Annotated in this window: 25 protein-coding genes and 3 tRNA genes; 8 read left to right on the top strand and 20 right to left on the bottom strand. The window is 52.5% G+C overall.

Translation table 11 applies throughout. From position 1 onward, the window contains the following. Position 1: 1 nt before the first annotated feature. Positions 2 to 982 carry an arabinose ABC transporter substrate-binding protein gene (locus ACMYSK_RS03025; protein WP_434640109.1) on the bottom strand — a complete coding sequence of 327 codons (981 nt, stop codon included), beginning with the start codon at positions 980 to 982 and terminating at the stop codon, positions 2 to 4. 891 nt (positions 983 to 1,873) lie between these two features. Between ACMYSK_RS03025 and ACMYSK_RS03020 the strand changes: the two genes are divergently transcribed. Both ACMYSK_RS03020 and ACMYSK_RS03015 read left to right on the top strand, forming a co-directional pair. Next, positions 1,874 to 2,377, top strand: a complete 504-nt coding sequence (locus tag ACMYSK_RS03020) for a non-heme ferritin-like protein (protein WP_434640107.1) — start codon at positions 1,874 to 1,876, stop codon at positions 2,375 to 2,377. A 419-nt stretch (positions 2,378 to 2,796) separates the two neighbouring features. Then, positions 2,797 to 4,308, top strand: a complete 1,512-nt coding sequence (locus tag ACMYSK_RS03015; RefSeq protein ID WP_434643807.1) for an MFS transporter — start codon at positions 2,797 to 2,799, stop codon at positions 4,306 to 4,308. 48 nt (positions 4,309 to 4,356) lie between these two features. On the opposite strand, the gene ACMYSK_RS03010 is transcribed toward ACMYSK_RS03015, so the two are convergent. Together ACMYSK_RS03010 and azuC are read right to left on the bottom strand one after the other, a co-directional pair. Beyond that, positions 4,357 to 4,608, bottom strand: coding sequence for a DUF2766 family protein (locus ACMYSK_RS03010; protein WP_434640106.1), 252 nt, complete (start codon positions 4,606 to 4,608; stop codon positions 4,357 to 4,359). 79 nt (positions 4,609 to 4,687) lie between these two features. Beyond that, positions 4,688 to 4,771: a stress response protein AzuC gene (azuC, locus tag ACMYSK_RS03005; protein ID WP_434643804.1), complete on the bottom strand. Its 84-nt coding sequence runs from the start codon at positions 4,769 to 4,771 to the stop codon at positions 4,688 to 4,690. Between the two features lie 208 nt (positions 4,772 to 4,979). Between azuC and ACMYSK_RS03000 the strand changes: the two genes are divergently transcribed. Further along, positions 4,980 to 6,401: an MFS transporter gene (locus tag ACMYSK_RS03000; protein ID WP_434640104.1), complete on the top strand. Its 1,422-nt coding sequence runs from the start codon at positions 4,980 to 4,982 to the stop codon at positions 6,399 to 6,401. 51 nt (positions 6,402 to 6,452) lie between these two features. On the opposite strand, the gene ACMYSK_RS02995 is transcribed toward ACMYSK_RS03000, so the two are convergent. Further along, the gene (locus ACMYSK_RS02995) at positions 6,453 to 7,091 is read right to left on the bottom strand and encodes an RpiB/LacA/LacB family sugar-phosphate isomerase (protein ID WP_434640102.1); all 639 of its coding nucleotides are present in this window, start codon (positions 7,089 to 7,091) and stop codon (positions 6,453 to 6,455) included. Between the two features lie 430 nt (positions 7,092 to 7,521). Between ACMYSK_RS02995 and ftnA the strand changes: the two genes are divergently transcribed. Continuing rightward, the gene (gene ftnA, locus ACMYSK_RS02990; RefSeq protein WP_434640100.1) at positions 7,522 to 8,019 is read left to right on the top strand and encodes a non-heme ferritin; all 498 of its coding nucleotides are present in this window, start codon (positions 7,522 to 7,524) and stop codon (positions 8,017 to 8,019) included. Between the two features lie 36 nt (positions 8,020 to 8,055). Here the strand turns inward: ftnA and ACMYSK_RS02985 are convergent, their stop codons facing one another. After that, positions 8,056 to 8,295, bottom strand: a complete 240-nt coding sequence (locus ACMYSK_RS02985) for a YecH family metal-binding protein (RefSeq protein ID WP_434640098.1) — start codon at positions 8,293 to 8,295, stop codon at positions 8,056 to 8,058. A gap of 194 nt (positions 8,296 to 8,489) precedes the next feature. Here ACMYSK_RS02985 and tyrP point away from each other — a divergent pair, with 194 nt between their 5' ends. Then, entirely contained in the window at positions 8,490 to 9,701 is a 1,212-nt protein-coding gene (gene tyrP, locus ACMYSK_RS02980) for a tyrosine transporter TyrP (protein WP_434640096.1), read from the top strand. 25 nt (positions 9,702 to 9,726) lie between these two features. On the opposite strand, the gene ACMYSK_RS02975 is transcribed toward tyrP, so the two are convergent. The 9 genes from ACMYSK_RS02975 to uvrY form a co-directional block, all read right to left on the bottom strand. Continuing rightward, complete coding sequence (locus ACMYSK_RS02975) at positions 9,727 to 10,395, bottom strand: YecA family protein (RefSeq protein WP_434640094.1); 669 nt, start codon at positions 10,393 to 10,395, stop codon at positions 9,727 to 9,729. Positions 10,396 to 10,479: 84 nt separating this feature from the next. Further along, positions 10,480 to 11,055, bottom strand: a complete 576-nt coding sequence (locus ACMYSK_RS02970; RefSeq protein ID WP_434640092.1) for a DUF805 domain-containing protein — start codon at positions 11,053 to 11,055, stop codon at positions 10,480 to 10,482. Positions 11,056 to 11,199: 144 nt separating this feature from the next. Continuing rightward, complete coding sequence (locus ACMYSK_RS02965) at positions 11,200 to 12,165, bottom strand: metallophosphoesterase (protein WP_434640090.1); 966 nt, start codon at positions 12,163 to 12,165, stop codon at positions 11,200 to 11,202. 336 nt (positions 12,166 to 12,501) lie between these two features. Then, positions 12,502 to 12,587 (bottom strand) — tRNA-Leu (locus tag ACMYSK_RS02960). 12 nt (positions 12,588 to 12,599) lie between these two features. Beyond that, positions 12,600 to 12,673: transfer RNA gene (locus tag ACMYSK_RS02955), tRNA-Cys, on the bottom strand. A gap of 40 nt (positions 12,674 to 12,713) precedes the next feature. Then, a tRNA-Gly gene (locus ACMYSK_RS02950) sits at positions 12,714 to 12,789 on the bottom strand. 151 nt (positions 12,790 to 12,940) lie between these two features. After that, positions 12,941 to 13,489, bottom strand: a complete 549-nt coding sequence (gene pgsA, locus ACMYSK_RS02945) for a CDP-diacylglycerol--glycerol-3-phosphate 3-phosphatidyltransferase (RefSeq protein ID WP_004864143.1) — start codon at positions 13,487 to 13,489, stop codon at positions 12,941 to 12,943. Between the two features lie 57 nt (positions 13,490 to 13,546). Then, positions 13,547 to 15,379, bottom strand: a complete 1,833-nt coding sequence (gene uvrC, locus ACMYSK_RS02940; RefSeq protein WP_434640088.1) for an excinuclease ABC subunit UvrC — start codon at positions 15,377 to 15,379, stop codon at positions 13,547 to 13,549. Continuing rightward, positions 15,376 to 16,032: a UvrY/SirA/GacA family response regulator transcription factor gene (gene uvrY / locus ACMYSK_RS02935; RefSeq protein WP_434640086.1), complete on the bottom strand. Its 657-nt coding sequence runs from the start codon at positions 16,030 to 16,032 to the stop codon at positions 15,376 to 15,378. Before uvrY ends, uvrC begins: the two co-directional genes overlap by 4 nt. A 465-nt stretch (positions 16,033 to 16,497) precedes the next feature. Here uvrY and ACMYSK_RS02930 point away from each other — a divergent pair, with 465 nt between their 5' ends. Then, complete coding sequence (locus ACMYSK_RS02930; protein ID WP_004864152.1) at positions 16,498 to 16,722, top strand: DUF2594 family protein; 225 nt, start codon at positions 16,498 to 16,500, stop codon at positions 16,720 to 16,722. A gap of 65 nt (positions 16,723 to 16,787) precedes the next feature. Here the strand turns inward: ACMYSK_RS02930 and sdiA are convergent, their stop codons facing one another. Then, positions 16,788 to 17,510, bottom strand: coding sequence for a transcriptional regulator SdiA (gene sdiA / locus ACMYSK_RS02925; protein WP_434640084.1), 723 nt, complete (start codon positions 17,508 to 17,510; stop codon positions 16,788 to 16,790). Positions 17,511 to 17,655: 145 nt separating this feature from the next. Here sdiA and ACMYSK_RS02920 point away from each other — a divergent pair, with 145 nt between their 5' ends. Beyond that, positions 17,656 to 19,014, top strand: coding sequence for a CoA transferase (locus tag ACMYSK_RS02920; RefSeq protein WP_434640083.1), 1,359 nt, complete (start codon positions 17,656 to 17,658; stop codon positions 19,012 to 19,014). Between the two features lie 2 nt (positions 19,015 to 19,016). Here the strand turns inward: ACMYSK_RS02920 and tcyN are convergent, their stop codons facing one another. From tcyN to tcyJ, 4 genes are all read right to left on the bottom strand, one after another. Continuing rightward, positions 19,017 to 19,769, bottom strand: coding sequence for an L-cystine ABC transporter ATP-binding protein TcyN (tcyN, locus tag ACMYSK_RS02915; protein ID WP_434640081.1), 753 nt, complete (start codon positions 19,767 to 19,769; stop codon positions 19,017 to 19,019). Continuing rightward, positions 19,766 to 20,434 (bottom strand): cystine ABC transporter permease, encoded by a 669-nt coding sequence (gene tcyL, locus ACMYSK_RS02910; protein WP_434640079.1) that lies wholly within the window; start codon positions 20,432 to 20,434, stop codon positions 19,766 to 19,768. The genes tcyN and tcyL overlap by 4 nt, the downstream gene beginning before the upstream one ends. A gap of 15 nt (positions 20,435 to 20,449) precedes the next feature. Further along, positions 20,450 to 21,436, bottom strand: coding sequence for a D-cysteine desulfhydrase (gene dcyD / locus ACMYSK_RS02905; protein WP_434640077.1), 987 nt, complete (start codon positions 21,434 to 21,436; stop codon positions 20,450 to 20,452). Positions 21,437 to 21,530: 94 nt separating this feature from the next. Beyond that, positions 21,531 to 22,331 (bottom strand): cystine ABC transporter substrate-binding protein, encoded by an 801-nt coding sequence (tcyJ, locus tag ACMYSK_RS02900; protein WP_434640075.1) that lies wholly within the window; start codon positions 22,329 to 22,331, stop codon positions 21,531 to 21,533. 199 nt (positions 22,332 to 22,530) lie between these two features. Between tcyJ and amyA the strand changes: the two genes are divergently transcribed. Next, positions 22,531 to 24,018 (top strand): alpha-amylase, encoded by a 1,488-nt coding sequence (gene amyA, locus ACMYSK_RS02895; RefSeq protein WP_434640073.1) that lies wholly within the window; start codon positions 22,531 to 22,533, stop codon positions 24,016 to 24,018. A 47-nt stretch (positions 24,019 to 24,065) separates the two neighbouring features. Here amyA and yedD read toward each other — a convergent pair whose 3' ends face one another. Then, complete coding sequence (yedD, locus tag ACMYSK_RS02890) at positions 24,066 to 24,479, bottom strand: lipoprotein YedD (protein WP_434640072.1); 414 nt, start codon at positions 24,477 to 24,479, stop codon at positions 24,066 to 24,068. Positions 24,480 to 24,871 lie beyond the last annotated feature (392 nt).

The following is a 24,871-nucleotide window of genomic DNA, read 5'->3' as shown; positions in this document are numbered from 1 at the left end:
TTTACAGCCCTTTTTTCGCCAGCTCTTCTTTGAAGTTATCGCGCGTGATCAGCACCACATCGGTAACTGCGGTGAATTTTGGCGGTTCCGCGCCTTTGGTGACCCAGTTGTAGAGCATTTCACTGGTTTTATAACCGTGGATATCCGGGCTTGGCAGCAGAGACCCGTAGAAGCCGGTCGCCTGCGCTTTGGAGAGTTCGTTAACCGCATCCACACCATTAATACCAATACCGATCACGTCCCCGGCTTTAAAGCCCTGCCCTTCGGTTGCGCGCACACCGCCCAGGACGGTGTTATCGTTCATCCCCACGATCAGCCAGTGTTTCACCTGAGGATGCTGTACCAGCATCGAGTTACCGGCGTCAAAGGCACCCGGGATATCGTTGGATTTGGTGGGGACGCGATAGATCTGTTTATCCGGGAAACCGGCAGCTTTCAGTGCGTCAATCGAGCCGGTTGTACGGCGACGGGCGGTATCGAGTTCATCGGCGGTAATCGCCATGACCCCGGTATCTTTCACATCCCAGCCGCGTTTTTGCATCTCTTTATACAGCTCCTGACCCTGGCGAGCGCCAATTTCACTAGCGGCCATCATGACCAGCGGCACGCTGTCCATCGGTTTGCCTTTCGCATTGACGAACTGGTCATCAACGGTGATGACTTTCATATCGTATCCGCGCGCCTTCGCAACAATCGCCGCCCCCAGTTTGGGATCGGGGGTACAAATGACAAAACCTTTGGCGCCGCTGGCTGCGAGGCTATCGATAGCATTAAGCGTTTTCTCACCGTCAGGGACCGCAATTTTGATCACATCAAAACCTAAATCTTTGCCGGCTTTATCAGCAAATTTCCATTCAGTTTGAAACCAGGGTTCTTCAGGTTGTTTCACCAAAAAACCGAGTTTCAGCGTTTCAGCCATAGCTGATTGTGACATAACCGCAGCGAGACCGATCGCCGCCAGCGCTTTAGTAAATTTGTGCATGGTAAACTCCAGCTTTATTTTGCTTTTCTGTAGGGAAGTATCGGACTTAATTTTTTTATCGGACGTAAAACAAGGCATTAGAAAAATCACATACCGCATTGCCTTTGTTCATTTAGTAATAGCCGGAAATCAATTCTCCATACGAGAGCGTTATCACATCGCGAAATTACAGTAATTGCGTACATAGATTCAGCGAAAAATGACATAATAAAAGAGCTAATTGTCAGACAATTAACCCTGAATATAGCAATATTATCCATATCATCAGCAGACTTATCCTTGTATCAGTCGCTGGCATCCTCCTGGGCCGTCCTGAAATTGCCGCAATGCACCGCTTCAGCGGTTTACCTTACGGATGCGTCTTCTCACCAGATGAAATGCCGATAAGAAGGCTTTTATTTCCGTTAATAACAGAATATACCTCAGTGCCCCGGTTAACCCAGATTATCAAAACGGCGAGATAACCATTGGCTGTAACTTCTTTTTTGCCGAAAGATAGATACGACATGACCGAAATATGAAGCCAAAGTTAAATTCATATTTAATAAATATGTCGTAGCACTCATCCATATCATAAAAATAGCCATGAAATTAATAAACCAAATAAAATCAACAAGATAAACATATAAAAAGAGAAAAATACAATAACAACATGTTTTATATGGATGTTGTAACGAAACGTAAAAACACTACCTTAAGAGTTTTCTTAATCTATTCTTGAGAGTATTCTATATATCTCGGTAGTGAATAATTAATTACCGATGACATAGGGAAAGTGCAAATTCATTATTTTGCCAACAATGTTACGCGTAAAGAGTCTCGCATTAGATCGTTCACGGGCGAAGGTTCTCGACGTGTGGATGACACCTCCAGCTTAATAAGGATATTTTTATGGTAGTTCCTGGAATGGCTCAAAAACTCAATAATCAGATGAACCTTGAGTTCCGTGCATCAAATTTGTATCTGCATCTTAGTGAGTGGTGCGAGCAGCAGCGCCTGAACGGCACCGCCATTTTTTTACGCTCCCGCGCGCAATCTCGCGTGACGCAGATGATGCGCGTATTTGATTTTATGAAGACCGGCGGAAACTGGCCGATCGTCAAAAGCGAAGGCAGCTACGACCACGACTGTAACTCCCTCGAAGATCTGTTCACCACGACGCTGGCCGATTATGAACAGCGGAGTAGCATGCTATCCGGGCTGACCGAGGAAGCCAAAACGCATCGCGATGATAAGACCTGGCGTTTTCTGACTCTGTTAGAAAAAGAGCAGCAGCAGGATGGCGTTCTGCTCCAGAGCGTACTTGAAGAAGTTCGCAATGCGGACAAAGCCGGCTTGTGCATGCATCAAACCGACCGCCATCTGCTGAGCCTGGTGGCGCGTCACCAGGATTAAGACCGCAGCGGCGGACACCACACCAACGGTTCCCTCAGTGACGCTAAATCCTGAGGGAATTGCCCTCCGCACCACTTTATAACTCTCGGCCTGACAGGCGCAGCCGCCCGGCTCTTGCGGGTGCCCATGAACTACCGGCTTGCACGCCCTCGATTGTCCTCCTCCCGACGCCTCCTCTGCTGAAACATCATTTTCGGCGCTTCGGCACCGTTTTTATTCCTGAAAAGTATTAAAAACTTTTAAGCCGATCGCATTACCACGCCGGGAAATCTCATAGCGAATGATTAGTGACGGAGATCACTTTTCGCTATCGCCATTAATAATATAAAAACAGCGTTTCAAAAATTTAAAACACGGAGTTTATATTAATGGCAAGATACGCGGCTTCAACCTCACAAGGGTTGCAGGGAAGACCGATTTTGTTACGCCATCAGCTAGCCTACGGCGGCGGTAATTTACTGGGGAGTGGCGCGCTGGCGATCAGCGGCGCCTGGCTACTTTATTTCTACACAACGTTCTGCGGGCTGACGCTGATCGAGGCGTCGTTTATTTTTTCCGTCGCCAGTATTATCGACGCCATTAGTAACCCGCTAATGGGCTACCTGACCGATAACTTTGGTAAAACGCGGCTCGGTAAACGCTTCGGGCGGCGGCGCTTCTTTTTACTTATCGGCATTCCGCTGATGATGTTTTACCCGCTGCTGTGGGTTGAGGGCCTTGGCTTTTGGTACTACCTCTGCACCTATGTCGTCTTTGAGATTATTTATACCTCAGTCATGGTGCCTTACGAAACCTTAGCCACCGAAATGACCGATGACTTCTCATTACGTTCAAAACTGACCGGCTATAAGGCTATTTTCGGCAAGCTGGCTAACTTCCTGGCCGCTTTTATCCCCGGTCAGTTTATCCTTTTATACGGTAAAGATTCTGCGACACCTTTCTTCCTGACCGGGTTGACCTACGGCCTTATTCTGATCATTGCCATTTCCTGCCTGTGGTATTGCAGTTGGGAGCGCCCACGTGAAGAAGAGACTCGCGTGAGTGAGAAAAAAAATCTACTGACAACGCTGCTGATGCTGGCAAAGGATATGCGTTCGACCTTCTATTTGCGGGTATTCCGCAAGCATCTCGGGATGTATCTGTGTGGTTTCGGTGCAGAATGGCTGTTTGCCTCGATCTTTACCTACTTCGTTATCTTTGTTCTGCAGCACGATCCGGCAATGGTTGCCGGACTGAACAGCCTGAACTCAATTCTGCAGCTGATCTCCACCGCGTTGTTTATCGGCCTGTGCGTGAAAAAAGGGTTTAGTAAGCCCTATATCCTGGCGCTATGCATCGTGATTTTCTCCGTGCTGCTGTATACGTCCTTGTGGTTTTTCCACCTGCCGGCCCATCTGGCAACCATTCTGATGTTTGGGATAACGGTGCTGTTTGGCCTCGGTACCGGTGGCGTGTACTACATTCCGTGGACCGTTTACACCTTCCTCGCCGATGTCGATGAGATCTATACCGGCCGCCGCCGCGAAGGAATTTACGCAGGGGCCATGACCTTCTCAGGGAAAATCCTGCGCTCGATTATCGTCTTTACGATGGGAGCCATTCTCAGTTTCTACGGATTCCAGTCAAAAGCGCATACGCAACCAGAAAGCGCGGTTACTGCCATTGCGGTAGTGTTCTGTAGCGGAGTCATTCTGCTAGCGCTGGCGGCTATTGTATTCAGCAAGCAAATGAAGCTGGATCGCAAAGCGCACCTGGTCGTGCTACAGGAAGTGGCGCGGATTAAAGCAGGCGGCCAGGTTAGCGATATTCCGCCTGATGTGCGGATCATCGTCGAGGATTTAGTTGGCCACCGCTATGAAGAGTGCTGGGGCAACAGCAAGCTGTTTCAGGATGAGCAGCCAGCATCAATAAGGACAATTGCCTCTCATTAGATCTGCGTCAACGCCCCGCTATCGACAACGACAGCGGGGCGAAACAACTCAGTGTGCTTCACCTTGCGGCGTAAACTTAAGCTCAATCAGAGCAATGGCTTTTTGCACTGCGCGCAGCGTCACCAGATCGGCCGAAGCCGGGTGGCTGGCAAAATCGATGGCTTTCAGCTGGTTGGTCATTTTTTCGCGCACTTCAACAGGGGCGATAACATCAATGACGTCGAGAATCTGTTTGATAACCAACTGGCAGGCGACAACGTCGGAAACCAGTTCGTCTTGTTCGGTGACATGTTGAGACATTTATTACTCCTTTTTCGAGGAGCGTAATAGTAACCTAAATCTTGAGAGATAAAAAAACCTGCCGCAGCAGGTTTTTTTATCAGAACATACCGGCAGGCGGTACATCTTTGAATGTTTTGCAGTACTGCTCGAATATGCTCTTCAAAATTTTGCGCAGCTTCATGAAGCGACTCCGTTTTTGTTATGCAGGTGTTACGTTCAATGGCCCTATAATATGACTTGCGTCACATAAATCAATATAAATATGCGACAAATCACAATTTTTTTACAAGTATAATTTATAAATTAAACAAAAGTGAGGAAAATCGAAACGTTAAGAGTCCGGCACACTTTTCGTTCGATACCAACCTCACCAGGCAATGGCAGACACAATGAGTACAGATCTCTCTTCACGGGAAGGCCGCGCCTTCTCCGCTCCCGCGCTGCTGGTAGCCGGGGCATTCTTCATGGAGTTTCTTGACGGGACGGTGATCGCCACAGCGCTGCCGGACATGGCTAAAGATTTTGGCGTCGCGGCGGTTGATCTGAATATTGGGATCAGCGCCTATCTGATTACGCTGGCGGTGTTGATACCGGCCAGCGGCTGGATTGCCGATCGTTTTGGCGCACGTAAGATCTTCACTCTCGCGCTGGCGATTTTTACGCTGGCCTCAGTCTTTTGCGGTCTTTCTACCAACGTGGACAGCTTTGTCGCGATGCGTATTCTGCAGGGGATGGGCGGTGCATTGATGGTTCCGGTCGGCCGCCTGGCGGTGCTACGTACCACGCCGAAAGATCAGCTCATTAAAGCGATTGCGACCCTCACCTGGCCGGCGCTGGTTGCACCGATCATCGGCCCGCCGCTGGGGGGCTTTATCACCAGCTATGCCAGCTGGCACTGGATATTCTTTATTAATGTTCCCTTGGGATTGATAGCCATCGCGCTGTCGCTACGCATTATCCCCGATATCCGGGAAGAGGAGCGACGCCCCTTTGACCTTCCCGGCTTCCTTGCAACATCGGTGGCCATGGTCAGCCTGGTGAGCGCGATGGAGCTTCTCGGCGATACCCGGCCCCAGGGTTGGGCAACCCTTGTTCTGCTGGGGATCGGCATGGGCTGCATGTTATTCTCTCTGCGCCATTTCCGCCGGGCAGCCTGGCCGATGGTACGTCTGGACGCGCTCCGGGTCCCCACCTTTCGGGTCACGATGTACGGAGGGTCGCTTTTCCGGGCCTCCATCAGCGCGGTCCCCTTTTTGCTGCCTCTGTTGTTTCAGGTCGGTTTCGGCATGGACCCTTTCCATTCCGGGCTGCTGGTGCTGGCGGTGTTTGTCGGCAACTTCACGATTAAACCCGCCACCACGCCGCTTATCCGCTGGCTCGGCTTCCGCCGTCTGCTGCTGATAAACGGGGGATTAAACGTTCTGTCGCTGCTCGCCTGCGCCTTTTTAACGCCGCAAACGCCGGTCTGGCTCATTTGCACGATTCTTTATCTCGGCGGCGTATTCCGCTCAATTCAGTTCACCGGCGTCAGCACGCTTGCTTTTGCCGATATCCCGCCACCGCAGATGAGCTATGCCAATACCCTGTTCAGTACCGCTTCGCAGCTGGCTGTAGGCCTGGGAATTACCCTTGGTGCAATTGGTATTCGTATTGGTGAAAAAGCCAGTGAATGGTTAAACCTGTCAGCATTGCCGGGAATAAGCTTCCGCCTCTCCTTTATTTTCATTGTGTTAATTTGTCTGGTGGGAATGGTGGATAGTCTGCGATTAACTCAAGATGCCGGCAGCAGCGTATCAAAGAGAAAGAAATAAAAGCAGAAAGGCCAGCGGAGGCTGGCCTTATTCGAGACGAAACTGAAGAGCTTAGCCGACTATCTGGCGCACAAAGGCTTCGATCTCTTTATCCTGGCAGTTCTCAAAGAAACACTGCTGGAAACGTGGGCCGGAGACCGCAGTTTTGACCAGTTCCGGATCGATGGCGCGCAGGGTATCGAGATAGTTCTCCTTCACGACGGCGGCTTTCACCGTATTGAGGATGCCAGCGTTACGTACCTGCGGCTCTTTACGCTCCGGCGGATAACCTTCGCCATTGCGGCCGGTGAAGGCTTTTTCGAAAATAAAGCGCACGTTCAGCTCTGCACCCCAGCCAAAACCTTTAGCAAAAGGCAGAGACAGTGCATTACCGTTATTAATCTGTGCAAACAGGAAGGCATCGGCCGGATCAATACAGTAGCCGCAAACCACACCCGGGTGGATGTTCAGCGACATCATCGCCCCCTGCCCCGTACCGCAGCCGGTGACCACGAAATCAACCGCTTTTGAATTCAACAGGATGCTGGCCATAATGCCCAGATGGATATAGGTCAGATGATGGTCGTGCTCATCACTCATCCCGACGTTGTAGACCGGGAATCCTTTTTCATCGGCAACGGTGTTTAATTCATTGAGAATGATGGCGTTTTTGCTGGCCTGGCTGTTTTCCATCATCAGTGCAATTTTCATGCTTTACTCTCCTGAATGCTGTGCGGGTGCTTCCGCGATAGTTCGTTAGCGTTATGATGGACTCTACTACTTAACAAACACACTTTCAAATTTTATGAAAAGTTGTTTTATAAATTACGCGGTGCTTCACATTTTTGCTTTGCGCCCGCGATCCCCCGCGTCCGTCCCCACCCAGAACGAGCAAATCCGCCAGCCGCAGCTCATCCTCCGACGGCAGAGAGCTTCATATTTCTGTTTTTATATTGATAACAAGTACTGGCTAAAATATTAAACCAAAACCATTCTCATTACTTATTAAATTGCCAATGCGTTTTATTCCCATTTTCATTTTTAATAAATAAGTTTTTTAATTTACTTTTTGCAAATAAATTAATAACAAATTATAGTAACCGCACAATTACGTTGACCCTTTATTTGCGGAGCACACCCGATGCTGAAAACAGAAATGATCGATAAACTGAATGAGCAGATGAATCTTGAGCTTTATTCCTCTCTGCTTTATCAGCAAATGAGCGCATGGTGCAGCTACAACAGTTTTGAAGGTGCGGCCGCATTCCTCCGCCGTCATGCGCAGGAAGAAATGACCCATATGCAGCGCCTGTTCGATTATCTGACCGATACTGGCAGCCTGCCTTGCATCAACGCAATCGCGTCGCCGTTTGCCGAATACGCATCCCTGGATGAGCTGTTCCGCGTCACCTACGAACATGAACAGCTGATTACGCAGAAAATTAATGAGCTGGCCCACGCTGCTATGACAAACCAGGATTATCCGACCTTTAATTTCCTGCAGTGGTACGTTGCTGAACAGCACGAAGAAGAGAAATTATTTAAATCTGTTATTGATAAACTTACCCTCGCCGGTAAAAGTGGCGAAGGTCTGTACTTTATTGATAAAGAGCTGGCTACGCTCGACACGCAGAATTAATTCCCCTGGCGGCGAGGTTCCAGCTTCGCCGCTAAATTAATGACGGCAAATTTTACTCTCTCGCGTATTAAACCCCGCCTCCACGGCAACAAACTTCCCTTTTTTCTGCAGAAACGCCACCAGCTCCGCCGCACTTAAATTTTCCGCCGAGCAGGTATGAAAGCGCGCACCGGCGCCGAAGCGTTCGGTTATTGCGGCCTCAAGGCTGGCCGTCGTGTAAGATTCACCCGTGGCGATCATCATCTGCAGCACTTCATGGCCATGAATCGATTGCATAACTCCTCCTGTAAAACGCCCAGAATAGCCCAGCGGATAGCGGGAAGTTTTGCGCCAGCGCAGCCTTCAGGCGGCCACTGATAACTGTAAATATTTAATTACAACTACTGTAACCCTCATTTGACGAGAGTCAGAATTTCACATACTCTGCGCGACATATTTTATTGTTAATTCCTTCATGGATAGAGAGAAACGTGAAGAACCGCACTCTGGGTAGTATTTTAATCGTCGCCGGCACCACAATCGGCGCAGGGATGTTGGCAATGCCGCTGGCCTCTGCGGGCGTAGGGTTTGGTGTGACCTTCTGCTTACTGATCGCGCTGTGGGCGCTGATGTGCTACACCGCGCTATTGTTGCTGGAAGTCTATCAACATGTACCGGCAGATATGGGACTCGGCTCGCTGGCAGCACGCTATCTCGGGCGTTACGGCCAGTGGGTAACCGGCTTTTGCATGTTATTTCTGATGTATGCGCTGACCGCGGCTTACATCAGCGGCGCGGGCGAACTGCTGGCGTCCAGCCTCAATCAGTGGCTTGGCTGGTCGCTTCCTCCGGCGGGCGGCGTTCTGCTGTTTACCGCCGTCGGTGGCGCGGTAGTTTGCCTCGGCACGTCCCTTGTCGATCTGTTTAACCGCTTCCTGTTTAGCGCCAAGATTATCTTTCTCGCCATTATGCTGGTGCTGCTGCTGCCGCATATCCACCGGATAAATCTGCTGACGCTCCCGCTCCAGCAGGGCCTGGCGCTGTCGGCAATTCCGGTCATTTTTACCTCATTCGGTTTTCACGGCAGCGTGCCGAGTATCGTCAGCTATCTTAACGGCGATATTCGTAAGCTGCGTCGGGTCTTTATCATCGGTAGTTTTATCCCGCTGGTGGCCTATATTTTCTGGCAGCTGGCGACCCTCGGTAGCATTGACTCCCCGGCGTTTACCGCACTACTGGCGAAAAACGCTGGCCTGAATGGGCTGCTCGAGGCTCTACGCGAAGTCGTGGCTTCCCCGCACGTTGAGCTGGCGGTACATCTGTTTGCCGACCTCGCCCTGGCCACCTCGTTCCTCGGCGTATCGCTGGGCCTGTTTGATTATCTGGCGGATTTGTTCCAGCGCAAAAACAGCCCTGGCGGCCGTCTGCAGAGCGGAGCGATCACCTTTCTCCCGCCGCTGGCGTTTGCCCTGTTTTATCCGCGTGGATTCGTCATGGCGCTGGGCTATGCCGGCGTCGCGCTGGCGGTGCTGGCGCTGATGCTACCTTCACTGCTGGTGATGAAGAGTCGGAAACAACACCCTGACGCCCCCTGGCGGGTAGCTGGCGGAGCGCCGGCACTGTGGCTGGTTCTGCTGTGCGGTATCGCTATTGTCGCGATTCAGTTTTGCATCGTCGCGGGTCTGCTCCCGGCGGTAGGATAAAAAAAGGGGCCTGTTGGCCCCTTGATTATTTTGCTAAGCAACACTGCTTATACTTTTTACCACTGCCGCACGGGCACGGATCGTTACGCCCGATTTTTGCTTCGTTGCGGATCGGCTGCGGCACGTCCTGCGGCTGAGCATGCTCGGTCCAGTAGTGATATAAAGAGAGCGCTGCAGGAGTGATATTGTCGACACTGGCGATAAATTCATCGACAGAGAGCGCTTCAACCGCCGCAAACTGCGCTTCCGTGCCGTGCAAAGCAATGCTGTCCAGCGCTGCCTGCTGCTCATCCGGTAGACCAGACCAGTCGCCCAGGCCAACGCCTCGCATATAGCCAAAGCACCATTCCCCAACAATCGTCAGTTCCTGACCTTCCTCTTCGCGGGTGCCGAACAGAGGTTCGAACTGATCGGGGTAGTCCTCCAGACGCTCGGCAATATCGCTCATATGTTGCAGAGTCAGGTTAACAAAGCGGTCGCGCTCGCGATCGTTCGCCCAGCGCGGTACGTTGTCCGCCCCGCCCCAGATTGCCAGCAGCCACTGCGCCGGTTCAATCTCCTTCGGTCCGGAGAGAATCGCCGTCAGCAGGCCGTCAAGCTCTGAGACATCAAGGATGGCGCCCTCGGTGGCGTATTTCGACAGGATATCGTCCAGCCATTCCAGTTCGCTTTCGTTCAGGGGTCCGGTTTTCATAAACAGGCTCGTCGTGGTAGAAAAATGGCGCATACAGTAGCGGAAATGCCGGGAGAAAACCACCCGACACGTATTCAGCGAGCGTTAAATGTCTTTAATAATACTGGCACGCATGGTTTCGTATTCGCTCTCGGAGATGGTCCCGTCATCAAACATTTTTTTCGCCTGTGCGAGACGTTCCCGAACATCATCAGCGGAAGAGATCTGTGCGCTCTGCAGGGCGGCAGACGGACCGTATTCACTCTCTTGCTGAGGTCCGCCAAAGCGGTTGTCTCCGTCGGTGCCGCGGGCAAACAGCAGCCAGATAGACAGCGCGAGAGCCGCCATGCCGCCCGCCGCCGTGATCCATACCCAGGCAGCCGCTTCACCATTGTCAACGGTGGCGATGATACCAATAAAGCCGATCAGCAAAACGGCATACGGCGACAACAGCCACCAGCCTGATTTGTTCAGATCGTGCAGACGACGCACCGCGACGGCAATCCCGGGAATAATAATGATCAGACCAAACAGGCCGCCAACGATCGGAATTAATCCCAGAACAGCAGAAAGCACAAAGTTTGCGACGGTAAAAACCACGTACTCTTTACGCGCCGAACGGCCGCGAAAAGTGGCATATTTGCGGAAGCAATTACCGTAGCTTTCAAGCAATGTCGCCATAAGATCCCTCATTTAAATTGTTTTTATTGCCGTAATGGCATCCTGTTCCCAAAGGATAATGTCCCGGCAAGCCGGAGCGCTATTTTAGCGTAATTTGCCAATGATGCGCCTGAGAAAAATGGCAGGTTAAGCGATAAACCCGGGCTACCCGACATGATGGCGGAATGATGAATCGGACCCGCGGACAAATGCCCCAGTCACCGCACGCGGCGAACTGGAGTCCTGAACCCATGCACATAACGGGTTGTGTGCTTTTGCCGCATTGTAATCGACGCAGACAACACGATCGCTCAAGGCACGCGGCTCGCCGGATAGGGTGTAGTGCCCAATAACAACAGGAATATCTGTTCTGCCGGGGAGAGCCTGTTCCAGCGGGATATCCGGGATCCGGTTAACCATCTCCGGCTGAACCTGGGCTATCTGGCGATAGGTTTTCGCATCATCCCGCCACCAGCGCACCCGAATATGCTGGCGCTCGATGCCCGTTTTATCGACGAAACTAAAGCCCGCAGGTAATTTCAGCTCCGGCCCCTTGAGAACAGTTTCAATCAGCCGAAACAGAGGGTGTCGTTTATCAAAAGCATAGAGCCAGCTTTCTGGTTTTAAACGGTTCTGCTCGTCCAGCCACGGTCGCAAACTGGCGATAGTCGCATCGTCCCAGCATGCATGCACCGCCCTGACATCGCCAAAATCAACAAAGAGCGGCAGCGTTTTAAACCAGTCAATCCAGAAAGCATGCTGAGGACTGTCTTCGACGACATCATTCAGAAATGCCTGATGCTGGCGGCGATTATTCTGCGAATGCGGGCGCAACGGCTGAGCGTTAAGCGGATGTCGCATCGCCCAGCCAACGGCGTTAAATTCATGATTGCCCATCAGGCATACTGCATGGCCAGACACCACCTCTGCCCTCACCCGTTCCAGTACCGCCAGGTGGTTGATCTGCGCCCCTGGTTGATTATCAATCAGGTCGCCAACAAAGATCAGCGTATGGTCATCCCGTTGGTAATGAGAATCGAGACACTCCAGCAAAGCGCTGAGTTTACTGTGCTGGCCGTGGATATCACCGACGAATATTTTACCCTTCCCCGGCAGGCCCAAATGCAGCATATGAACACCCTTTTGTGGATTGCGGACCTGGATGATATCAGGATATGCGGATGACTTAGAACCTATCTGATTAGGACTATTTTGCTTGCCATGCTGAACCTGGGCTGAGCTCGAAATCCTCACGTACTGCGTGTACGCTCCAGTTTCGCGTGCGGGCCGGGTGCAAACTGCCTGCGCCCATGACTCCTGGCGGGATAAGCTCTTACCAAAGATTATCCTGGAGCGCCGGGACATTATTGTGGGCAAAGGGGGAGAGGCGATGGGACAAAAACAAAAAAACCACCCGTAGGTGGTTTCACGACACTGCTTATCATTGATTTTATTCTGTTTTTCCCATGGTACCCGGAACGAGACTTGAACTCGTACAGCCTATGGCCGAGGGATTTTAAATCCCTTGTGTCTACCGATTCCACCATCCGGGCTCGGGAAGAAAGTGGAGGCGCGTTCCGGAGTCGAACCGGACTAGACGGATTTGCAATCCGCTACATAACCGCTTTGCTAACGCGCCTTTAAAACTTTAACACCCGCTACTGCCGATGCTTTTAATTTGGAGCGGGAAACGAGACTCGAACTCGCGACCCCGACCTTGGCAAGGTCGTGCTCTACCAACTGAGCTATTCCCGCATCACCAAGCAAATTTGCTAATCACTTGATTTTGTTATCGTCTGGCAAGCTGTGCTGCCGTTCGATGCGTTGCATTCTACTTACCTGGCGAAATGAGTCAACGATATTTTTTAAATCCTTGTGTCGTTTGCTGAAATTTGCGGCGAAACGATCACTGATCAAGCAAATCTCCGCGCGCAGCGTTCAGATACTGCAACATGGACCACAGCGTCAGCACTGCCGCGACAAGGAACAGCGCAATACCCGCCCATTCAACCCACGCATTTGGCCGCCACAGCATCCAAACCAGCGCCGTCATCTGCGCAGTCGTTTTCACTTTCCCAATCCAGGAGACCGCCACGCTGCTGCGTTTGCCCAGTTCGGCCATCCACTCACGCAGAGCAGAAATAATAATCTCGCGCGCAATCATCGTGGCGGCTGGCAACGTCACCCACCAGGTGTGGTAATGCTCAACCACCAGCACCATCGCAATTGCCACCATGACTTTATCGGCAACCGGGTCAAGAAAAGCCCCAAAACGCGTGCTCTGGTTCCAGCGGCGGGCCAGATAACCATCAAACCAGTCGGTAACGGCGGCAACAAAAAAGATCAGTGCGCAGGCAAACGGCGCCCAGACGAAAGGGAGATAAAACGCCAGCACAAAGAACGGTATCAGGATGACGCGAAACAGAGTAAGCAATGTAGGGATATTAAATTGCATAGTGACAGGTAACTATCTGTTAGAAGTAAAAATTAGCCCTATGTTGCTACAGAGCCCCTAATGTTTCAACGAGTAGAAGATCTTTTCTGCCAGACCGTGAGATATACCCGGTACTTTTGCTATCTCCTCGACGCTGGCCTGCTGTAATCCTTGCAGCCCACCCATGTACTTCAGCAGCATCTGGCGGCGCTTTGGCCCGACCCCTTCGATAGTTTCCAGTGAACTGGTGCTTTTCACTTTTGCCCGTTTTTTACGGTGACCGGCAATAGCATGATCGTGGGATTCATCACGAATATGTTGAATGACATGCAGGGCTGGCGAGTCCGGTGGCAGATTAAACCCCTCACCTTCCGGTTCGAAGAATAGCGTTTCCAGCCCGGCTTTACGATCGCTGCCTTTAGCCACACCCAATAAGAGAGGATGATGTTTATCCCAGGGTACATCCAGCTCAGCAAAGACGCTTTTCGCCTGCCCAAGCTGGCCTTTACCGCCGTCTATGAGGATAACATCCGGAATCTTGTTCTCTTCTATGGCTTTGCCGTAGCGACGACGCAGGACCTGATTCATCGCTGCATAATCATCGCCAGGCGTAATTCCGGTAATATTGTAGCGTCGATACTCCGCCCGCAGTGGCCCGTTGCTGTCGAATACCACGCAGGAAGCCACCGTCTGCTCACCCATAGTATGGCTGATATCAAAACATTCCATACGTTTGACAGCCGGCAGTTTAAGCACGGTAGCCAGCGCCTGCAGACGTTGATGGATAGTCGACTGTTGAGCAAGTTTAGTGGTTAGCGCCGTGGCGGCATTGGTTCGCGCCAGCTTCAAATAGCGGGCGCGGTCGCCTCGAGGTTTCGTCTGGACGTTCACCCGACGGCCCGCCAGCCCGGAGAGTGAATCCGCCAGCAGGGTTTTATCACCAAGATTAAAATCGAGCAGAATCTCTCCCGGCAGGGTGCGCATCTGGCTGCCCTGGAGGTAGAACTGACCGACAAACGTTTCCACGACTTCACCCAGCTCCGTGCCTCCGGGCACCTTCGGAAAATAGCTGCGGCTGCCCAGCACCTTCCCCTGGCGGATAAACAGAACGTGGACACAGGCCATGCCCGCCTCGAAGGCGACGCCGATGACGTCGAGGTCATCGCCGGTATTCGAGACAAACTGTTTCTCTGTCACCCGACGAACCGCCTGGATCTGGTCGCGAATACGCGCCGCCTCTTCAAACTCCAGCGCCTGGCTGGCCTTCTCCATTCGGGCAATCAGCTGTGTCAGCACCTGGTCGTCTTTACCCGCGAGGAACAGGCGCACATATTCAACCTGCTGCGCATACTCCTCTTCGCTCACCAGCCCTGCGACACAGGGGCCCAGACAGCGACCAATCTGATATTGCAGGCACGGACGTGACCGGTTCCGGTAAACGCTGTTTTCACACTGACGAACGGGGAATATTTTTTGCAGCAGCGCAAGCGTCTCGCGCACCGCATAGCCATTCGGGAAAGGACCGAAATACTCGCCCCTGGCATGTTTCGCGCCGCGGTGCATTGCCAGACGAGGGTGGGTATCGCCGCTCAGGAAAATAAAAGGATAGGATTTGTCATCGCGCAGCAGCACGTTATAGCGTGGCTGATACAGCTTGATGTAGTTGTGCTCCAGCAGCAACGCTTCCGTTTCGGTATGGGTTACGGTCACGTCAATCTGGGCTATCAGCGCCACCAGCGCTTCTGTTTTACGCGAAGCCAGGTTGCTCCGAAAATAGCTGCTCAGCCGTTTTTTCAGATCTTTTGCTTTGCCAACATAGATGACGGTACCGCCAGCATCATACATGCGATAGACGCCCGGCTGGCTGGTTACCGTTTTCAGGAAAGCTTTTGCGTCAAAAACATCACTCACTGACTTGCTAACGACTCCGCATTGCACAAACCATGACGAATGGCCAGGTGGGTCAGCTCAACGTCACCGTGGATGTTTAATTTACTGAACATTCGGTAACGATAGCTGTTCACGGTTTTGGGACTCAGATTTAACTGCTCTGAGATCTCATTCACCTTCTGACCCTTGGTGATCATCAGCATAATCTGCAATTCGCGTTCAGACAAACTGGCAAAAGGCGATTCCGTCTTTTCCGGCTCAATCTGGCTAAGCGCCATTTGCTGTGCGATATCAGAAGCGATATAGCGTTGACCGGACGCAACGCAGCGAATGGCATTCACCACTTCCTGCGGCGCAGCACCTTTACTCAGATAGCCTGCGGCACCGGCCTGCATCACTTTTGCCGGCAGCGGATTCTCAGTATGCACGGTGAGCATAATCACTTTGGTATCGACAATGGAACGCGCAATCTTACGCGTGGCTTCCAGGCCGCCAATTCCAGGCATGTTCATGTCCATCAGAACAACATCAACGGAATTGGCGCGACACCATTTCACGGCATCCTCGCCGCAGCAGGACTCACCGACAACTTTAATCCCTTTTATATCTTCCAGAATGCGTCGTATCCCTGCGCGCACTAGCTCGTGGTCATCAACAAGAAGGACGTTGATCAAAGGAATAATCTCCAGAATTAGGGATAACGCTACGGATAGCTTATCTCACACATATTACCGGGTTTTCTCGTCACTTTAAAAGCCAAAAGAATGCCCGGCGGAAAGTTTCTTCCCCTGATATGTCAATTTGTTTGCACAGTTAGTGGAAACTTATAGATAACAATAAGTTGTATTACGCCTCATTTTTAACATTTAACCTACAAAAAACACACGCAACGCGATGCAATGCCGCATTGATAAATACGAAACAAAATATGTAACAATAATTAGCTTTGAAAACAGCCTGCCGCAAAATTAACGTACGGCGGTGGTGCAGATTACGTATTATTCAGGCAATTAAACCGCCTACACCTCTGATGAGAGAACATAAATTACGCGCTCCTTTTTTTTCCGCCGCTTGTGGTATACTGCGCCGCCTTAACATTTAGTATTGCGCTAAAGCGCCGATAGCAAACGAGGATATCGATGAGCACTCCAGATTTTTCCACTGCAGAAAATAATCAAGAACTGGCGCAGGAAGTCACCTGCCTTAAAACGCTGCTGACGCTGATGCTCCAGGCGATGGGCCAGGCAGATGCGGGTCGTGTGATTATTAAAATGGAAAAACAGATCACGCAGATGGAAGACGAGGCTCAGGCTGCCGTATTCTCCAGCACCGTTAAGCAAATTAAACAAGCTTACCGCCAGTAACAGTTAACCGGCTGTGAGTTCACCACAGCCGGTCCCACGTCTGACACGCAGAACACCCTACTCGCTCAAATTAGCCCCGTCGCCACCGCGTAACAGGCGATTTGCGTTTTATTCGGTGCATTGAATTTTCGCTGCATATTTTTTTGATGGAAATTAACGGTATTTTCTGAAATAGAGAGAATAATCGCGACTTCAGCCGAAGTTTTGCCTTCCGCAGTCCATTTCAATATTTCCAGTTCACGTCGACTGAATTTCATTTCCGGCGGTTTAACCATCGGATCTTCCAGACGCAATAATGTCAGCAGGCTGAGTTCAGTGAGCGTCCTTAAACGCATTTCCTGCTCATCTTCATGATAAGGGCCCGCGCTGCGACTCTTACCGGAAACGGACAGAAACCCTTGCGCATGATTGGGTAAGGTCAGGCACTGTGTGACGCCCTTCAACAGCCCGTGGTCGCGCGCGCCATCCCACAATTCAGGCGTATCGCGAAACAGTCTGTCATCCCACGGCAGATGCCCCCGGATAAAGTTTTCGGGGCGCAGTACCGGATCGATAGCAAAATAATTCTCAGCTTGATAGTGCGACATCCATGCCTGCGGATAGGTCGATTGTAGCGTCACCCTGGGCCGGGTAAAGGGCACGGGATGGCGCACGCAAAGCGCAAAATAGTCATATTCCAGCCCTTCCGTTTGTTGTTGCAGGAGATTATAAACATCCTCTCCTGCCGCGATTGACTGAAATTGTTGCAGCATTTCCCGCCGCCAGCTGAAAAAATCATTGTCCCTCATAACCGACCAAATAACTCCTGAGTAATAATCATTATTAGAAATACAGAAAACTAACACATAAATCTTATTTATATGTATAAAATATCGTATGCATCGCACTTATTAGACCGTTACTGGCGCTATTCACCAGCTACAGGAGAAGAGTATGTCGGATCCTTTATCGCTACTAACGATATATACCCGGCTGTGGCGGGCCTTTAGTTTGCATCCCGCCCCGGACATCGAATTTACCGGAACAGGGGCGCTTCCCTCCTGCTTTGCTGTCACCGATTTTGCCGCCGCCGCTTTCGCCATCGTTGGTGGACATCTGGCACAGCTAACAGGCTCCGCACAAAGACCCCGGGTCGATCGGCGCCTCGCTTCTTTCTGGTTTAATCATAGTCTGTATTCTGTAAACCGGGCGCCCCAGTCGCTGTGGGATCCGCTGGCGGGAGACTACCCCACTCAGGCAGGCTGGATCCGCTTACATACCAACGCAGCCCACCACCGGCGGGCTATGTCGCGCGTGTTAGGCGAACATGAGACGCGTGATTCTTTGGCGTCTGCGGTGCGTCAGTGGCAGGCCGAAGCGCTGGAGCAGGCCGTAGTCGAGGCCGGAGGCTGCGCGGCGGCAATGCGCAGCGCCCGGGGCTGGCAAGAGCATCCACAGGGTATCGCTATCGGTAAGGAACCGTTGCTAATTGAAGCATGCTTGCCGCCAGGCTCCCCCGTCGACTGGCGCCTGGATTGTAGCAGGCCGCTGCTCGGCATTCGGGTTCTCGATTTAACGCGGATTATTGCCGGACCAGTGGCCACCCGCCTGCTCGCGGGTCTCGGGGCGCAGGTGCTACGTATCGATCCACCCGACTGGCACGAGCCTACGCTGGAAGAAGAGATGACGCCGGGTAAACGGTGCGCGCACCTGAATATAAAAACACCAATCGATAAGCAACGTTTAATAGATTTGCTCTGTCAGGCCGATGTTATCGTGCACGGCTATCGTGCCGATGCGCTGGACGCGCTGGGATTAGATAGCGAGACGCGAGCCAGACTCAGACCCGGCCTGGTCGATGTCTCGCTGAATGCCTGGGGATGGAGTGGGCCCTGGCGCAACCGCCGCGGTTTTGACAGTCTGGTGCAGATGGCCAGTGGGATTGCGTCAGCGGGTCAGGAGTGGTATCAGGCGGACAGGCCGGTGCCTCTGCCGGTCCAGGCGTTGGATCACGCCACCGGTTATTTTATGGCGGCAGCGGTGCTCAAAGGTCTTTATCGGCGTGCGGAATACGGGGAAGGCTATCGTGCTCGCTTATCTCTCGCTCGGGTGGCGGCATGTTTAATGCAATATCCAACCCCGGATGACGGTCCGCCTTTTTGTGCCCCGGGACGGAGCGATTTTCTACCGGCGATGGAGTGGTCGGCCTTCGGTCTGGGTGAACGTCTGCGTTTTCCATTACAGCTGGCGGGTACGCCGGTGGTCTGGTCGCGGCCGCCCTCATCGCTGGGAACGGCCGCTGCGAGCTGGTAAGTTTACTGCATCAGGAATTTTTCAAGGAACTGACGGGTACGCGGCTGCTGCGGATTAGCAAACAGCGCTTTCGCCTCTCCCTGTTCGACGATGCGGCCCTGATCCATAAAAATAGCGCGGTCCGCAACATCACGAGCAAAGCTCATTTCATGGGTCACGATGACCATCGTGCGCTTCTCCAGGGCCAACTGGCGGATAGTATTCAGCACCTCGCCAACCAGCTCCGGGTCGAGGGCCGAAGTGGGTTCATCAAACAAAATCACATCCGGGCGCATCGCCAGCGCGCGCGCTATCGCCACACGCTGCTGCTGACCGCCTGAAAGACGACGAGGATAGCTATTTTCTTTACCCGTCAGCCCCACTTTTGCCAGCAGTTCCCGGGCGCGGGTAACAGACTCATTCTTATCTTCACCTTTGACGATAACCGGCCCTTCGATGATGTTTTCCAGTACCGTACGATGCGGGAACAGATTGAAGTTCTGGAACACAAAACCAACGTGCTGACGCAAGCGGCGAATTAAACCTTTTTGCTGGTTGATGCTCCGCGCGGTATCGATGGTAACGTCACCCACCCGAATGGTGCCGCTTTCCGGCTGCTCCAGCAGATTAATACTGCGTAGAAGCGTCGTTTTACCGGACCCGCTGGGGCCAATAATCGCCACGACTTCCCCCTCCTGCACATTGAGGTCGATACCGTGCAGTACCGTCTGGCCGTGGAATTTTTTCACCAGGTTTTTGACTTCAATGGCACTCATTTTGGATCACGCTCCTGGCGATTAAGCTGGTTTTCAAAATAGTTTTGCAGCGAGGACAGTACCGTCGCCATCACCCAGTAAATCAGCGAGGCAGCCAGGTACATGGTGAACACCTCCAGCGTGCGCGAGGTAATCAGCTGCGCCTGACGGAACAGTTCAGGAACCTGAATAGTGGCCGCCAGCGAGGTATCTTTCACCAGACTGATGAAACTATTCGAGAGTGGCGGCAGCGCCACGCGCGCCGCCTGCGGCAAAATCGCCCGGCGCAGCGTTTGCCATGGCGTCATCCCGATACTTGCTGCGGCTTCCCACTGCCCTTTGTCAATCGACGCGATCGCTGCACGCAGCGTTTCTGCTGCATAGGCCGCGGTATTCAGCGACAGGCCGATCATCGCCGCCGGAATAGGATCCAGCTCAATGCCAAACTGCGGCAGGCCGTAGTAGATCATAAACAGCTGGGCGATGAGCGGGGTGCCGCGGAAAATGGAAATATACATTCTCGCCAGCCATCTTATCGGCCAGAGAGGCGACATACGCATCAATGCGAGAATAAAGCCCAGCACCAGGCCAAAGAACATGCCGCCGATGCTCAGCTGTAAAGTAAACACCGCGCCTTTCAGCAGATAGGGCGCGGAATCAATAACCAGTTGGATACTTTCTTGCATTCTGTATGTTCTGCTTTAAATATGGGGATGATAGGCAAACAGCGCCGGCGCTCCACCCGTGTGGATAAATAAAATCGGCCCTTCATCCTTAAAGCGCTTCTGATGAATACCGTCGATCAACCCGGCCATCGCTTTACCGGTATAGACCGGATCCAGCAGAATGCCTTCCAGCTGCGCCAGCAGCTTCACGGCTTCCATACCTTCGTCATTCGGCGTGCCGTAGCCCGGTGCAAAATAGTCATCCCACAGCGTAATCTCAGCCCTGGCCTGCAGCTCCAGACTGTTCGCCACCGCCTGCTGCAGCGCAACGACCTTCGGTAACTGCTCGGCCACCTTGCGCGATACGGTGACGCCGATCAAATCGGCCCCCGGCATCAGCTGTTCGAGCCCGACAGCAAGACCGGCGTGGGTGCCCGCGCTTCCGGATGCCACGACCACGGATGAGATCTCGACGGCGCCTTCGCACTGCTGGGCAATTTCCAGCGCGCTTTCTACATAGCCTAGCGCGCCAAGCGCATTCGAGCCCCCCACCGGGATAACATAAGGTCGATAGCCCTGCGCTTCGATGCGGGTTGCCAGCTCTTCCAACTGGGCGTTGGGATCGGTCAGGGCATCGCACATCTCGACCTGGGTATTAAACAGATCCAGCAGCAGACGATTGCCGTTGGTTAAATAGTTCTCGGCACGGGTGCCAATTGGGTTTTCCAGCAGCGCGACGCAGTGCAGGCCCAGCTTCGCCGCAACCGCAGCGGTCTGGCGAACGTGGTTCGACTGAATCGCGCCGGCCGTGATTAACGTATCCGCCCCCTCGCGCAGCGCATCCGCTGCCAGGAACTCCAGCTTACGCAGCTTGTTGCCACCCATCGCCAGCGGAGTCACGTCGTCACGTTTGATAAAAATCTCGCGGCCCAAATGATCGGACAAGCGCGGCAGATATTCCAGCGGCGTCGGTGCGCCAATCAATTCCAGGCGCGGGAAGCGCGTTAAGTTTTGCAGTGACATGGTACCTCCTGACTGAGTTATCTTTATTATGCACGCACTTGCGTACGAAATAAAAAAAGGCGCTATCAGAAGCGCCTTTTTTCACCGCCAGCCGTTACTGAGTTACGTCAGCACCGAACCATTTTTCCGACAGCGCTTTCAGGCTGCCATCTTTCTGCATATCGGCGATGGCACCATCAACCGCTTTCAGCAGGTCTTCGTTGCCTTTACGCAGCGCCACGCCAGACTCCTGACGGGAGAACGCTTCACCCGTCACGGCCAGGGTATTGCCGGTTTTCTTCACCAGATCCAGCGCTGCCAGGCGATCGACCAGAATCGCATCGATACGGCCTACGCGCAGGTCCTGATATTTAGTCGGGTCATCATCATAGGTACGGATATCCACGCCCTGCACATTCTGGCGCAGCCACTCTTCGTAGTTGGTCCCCAGACCCACGCCAACTTTTTTACCTTTCAGGTCGGCCGCGGTTTTGATAATACCTTCGTTACCTTTTTTCACCAGCGCCTGCACGCCAGAAACGGTGTATGGGGTAGAGAAGTCATATTTTTTCTTACGCTGGTCAGAAATCGTGACCTGGTTAATCACCACGTCAATCCGTTTGGAATCGAGGGAAGCCAGCATCCCGTCCCATTTGGTCGGTTTCAGATCGGCCTTCACGCCCAGATGTTTCGCCAGCTCACTGGCAAAATCGACCTCGAAACCGGTCAGCTTACCGTCGTCGCCCTGATAGCTAAACGGCGGATAAGTCCCTTCCAGGCCTACACGCAGCGTTCCGCGCTCTTTAATCTGACCCAGCAGATTTTCCGCAGCAAAAGATTGTGCGCTGACGCCCGCCATGAAAACGACAGCCATTGCGCCCATCAGCGCCTGACGACCCAGAAGTGCTAATTTCATAGATACCCCTAACAGTGATATTTTCCTGTAGTGTAAGGCGTTTAGTTTCACTCACCAACACCTATACGCTACATCTTATTCCAAAACATTATATATGCAGCCATTTAAGACATAGCGAAAAAGCAGCCAAAATTCATCGGATTTGCTGGAGATATCTCATACTGCAGAGGTCAGCTTGATGACGTCTGGAGCACGGAAGATGAAAAACCCCACGTTACTGCAGTGCTTTCACTGGTATTACCCCACCGGCGGTGAGTTGTGGCGCGAGGTCGAAGCCCTGGCACCGAACCTCAATGAAATTGGCATTAATATGATTTGGCTGCCGCCTGCATACAAAGGCGCATCCGGTGGTTATTCCGTTGGCTATGACAGCTACGATCTGTTTGACCTCGGTGAGTTCGATCAAAAAGGCTCCGTCGCCACAAAATATGGCGATAAATCGCAGCTCCTCGCCGCCATCGCCGCGCTTCGCCAGCACGATATTGCCGTTCTTCTCGATGTCGTGGTCAATCACAAAATGGGTGCGGATGAAAAAGAGCGTATTCGCGTACAGCGCGTTGATGAACAGGACCGGACGCAAATTGCCGATGAGATTATCGAGTGCGAAGCCTGGACCCGCTACACCTTCCCCATCCGGGCCGGGCAATATTCGCAGTTTATCTGGGACTACAAATGCTTCAGCGGCGTCGATCACATTGAGAATCCCGACGAGGACGGCGTTTTTAAAATCGTTAATGACTATACCGCCGAAGGCTGGAGCGACCAGGTTGATGATGAGATGGGTAATTTTGACTACCTGATGGGCGAGAATATCGATTTTCGTAATCATGCGGTCGCTGAGGAGCTAAAGTACTGGGCCCGTTGGGTCATGGAGCAAACCGGCTGCGACGGTTTCCGCCTTGATGCGGTTAAACACATTCCCGCATGGTTTTATAAAGCCTGGATCGATCACGTCCAGGAAGTGGCAACAAAACCGTTGTTTATCGTGGCTGAATACTGGTCGCATGAAGTGGATAAACTCCAGCAATATATCGAGCGAGTGGACGGCAAGACGATGCTGTTTGACGCCCCTTTGCAGATGAAGTTTCACGAGGCATCACGCCAGGGTCGCGACTACGATATGAGTCAGATTTTCAGCGGCACGCTGGTAGAAACCGACCCGTTTCACGCCGTCACTCTGGTGACCAACCATGACACTCAACCATTGCAGGCGCTGGAAGCACCGGTTGAGCCGTGGTTTAAACCGCTGGCCTATGCGCTCATTCTGCTGCGTGAAAACGGCGTACCTTCGGTTTTTTATGCCGATCTTTTCGGCGCCAGCTATGAAGATACCGGCGGTGACGGCCAGACTTACGCCATCGAGATGCCGGTGATTGAGCAACTCCATGAACTCATCGATGCCCGCCAGCGTTTTGCTCACGGCGTCCAGACCCTGTGGTTCGATCATCCCAACTGCATCGCTTTTAGCCGCAGCGGTACCGAGGAGGAACCCGGATGCGTCGTTGTCCTGTCTAACGGCGATGAGGGCGAAAAGCTGCTGACGCTGGGCGCTAACTACGGCAATAAGCGCTGGAAGGACTTTCTCGGCAATCGGCAAGAGGTGGTGGAAACCGACGACGAAGGCGCCGGCACGTTTACCTGCAACGGCGGAGGCGTCAGCGTTTGGGTCATTGAAGAAGTGCTATAGTATCGGGAAATATCGCGGGCTGAACGTTGCGTCAGCCCGCAGCGGCTTTAGTGCGCGTTTTTCCCCGCAGCCTTTTTCCATGCTTGTTCGCATTCGGCAGTCAGGCGGTCAACGCGGGTCAGGGTCATGCGATCGTATTGCAGCGTATTACCCGAACGCTCAACGGGATAGACATCCAGAGCGGACGTGACGTTGTAGACCTGTTCGTCACGCTGCATTAATTTACCCGGCGTAGCGATCACTCGCTGCCACTGACGGCAATCCAGGGTGTCACCATTTTTGGTCACAATCAGACTGGCAATCGCATCCGGGCTCATCATTTCGCTCTGTGGGCCTTTAGACTGCCAGTATCCCTCTAACCCGGCGGGCGCGGGCGCCTTGACCACGGCATCATAATTATCAACCTGGACGCATCCGGCCAGAGTAAACAGCGCACCCGCAATCACTATCTTTTTCATCATCCATCCCACAAACCGATAAAAAAGTATTGTGGCATTAAAGCGTTATGCCCGCCACCCTTCCCGTCAACCCGCGTCAGACTCAGGAAAATCACCGCCAACGGAACGGCTCCGTCGCCGGCGGAGAAAATAGTTACCCGTCAACCGCGCAATATTCATTAATATCCATAATGAAGTCTCGATGACAGGCAGATGATTATTCGCGCAGTCAGCATAAGGAAAGTCCTAAAAATATTCACTATTCGCGCCTAACCCTGTCTGGAAATGCGTATTTTTGCTTTTAATTCCCTCACATAACTCCACACTGAGATGACTTTGGGAGTATTCCTGGCAAATTATGGGCAATATTACGGAATAGTTTAGACTCTCTGATGGTTCCTGTGCTGGACCGGGTT

The sequence above is a fragment of the Klebsiella sp. I138 genome, from assembly GCF_051131765.1.
Classification (GTDB): domain Bacteria; phylum Pseudomonadota; class Gammaproteobacteria; order Enterobacterales; family Enterobacteriaceae; genus Klebsiella.
The sequence above is the reverse complement of the archived record's forward strand: the minus strand, read 5'-3'. Positions and strand labels throughout refer to the sequence as shown.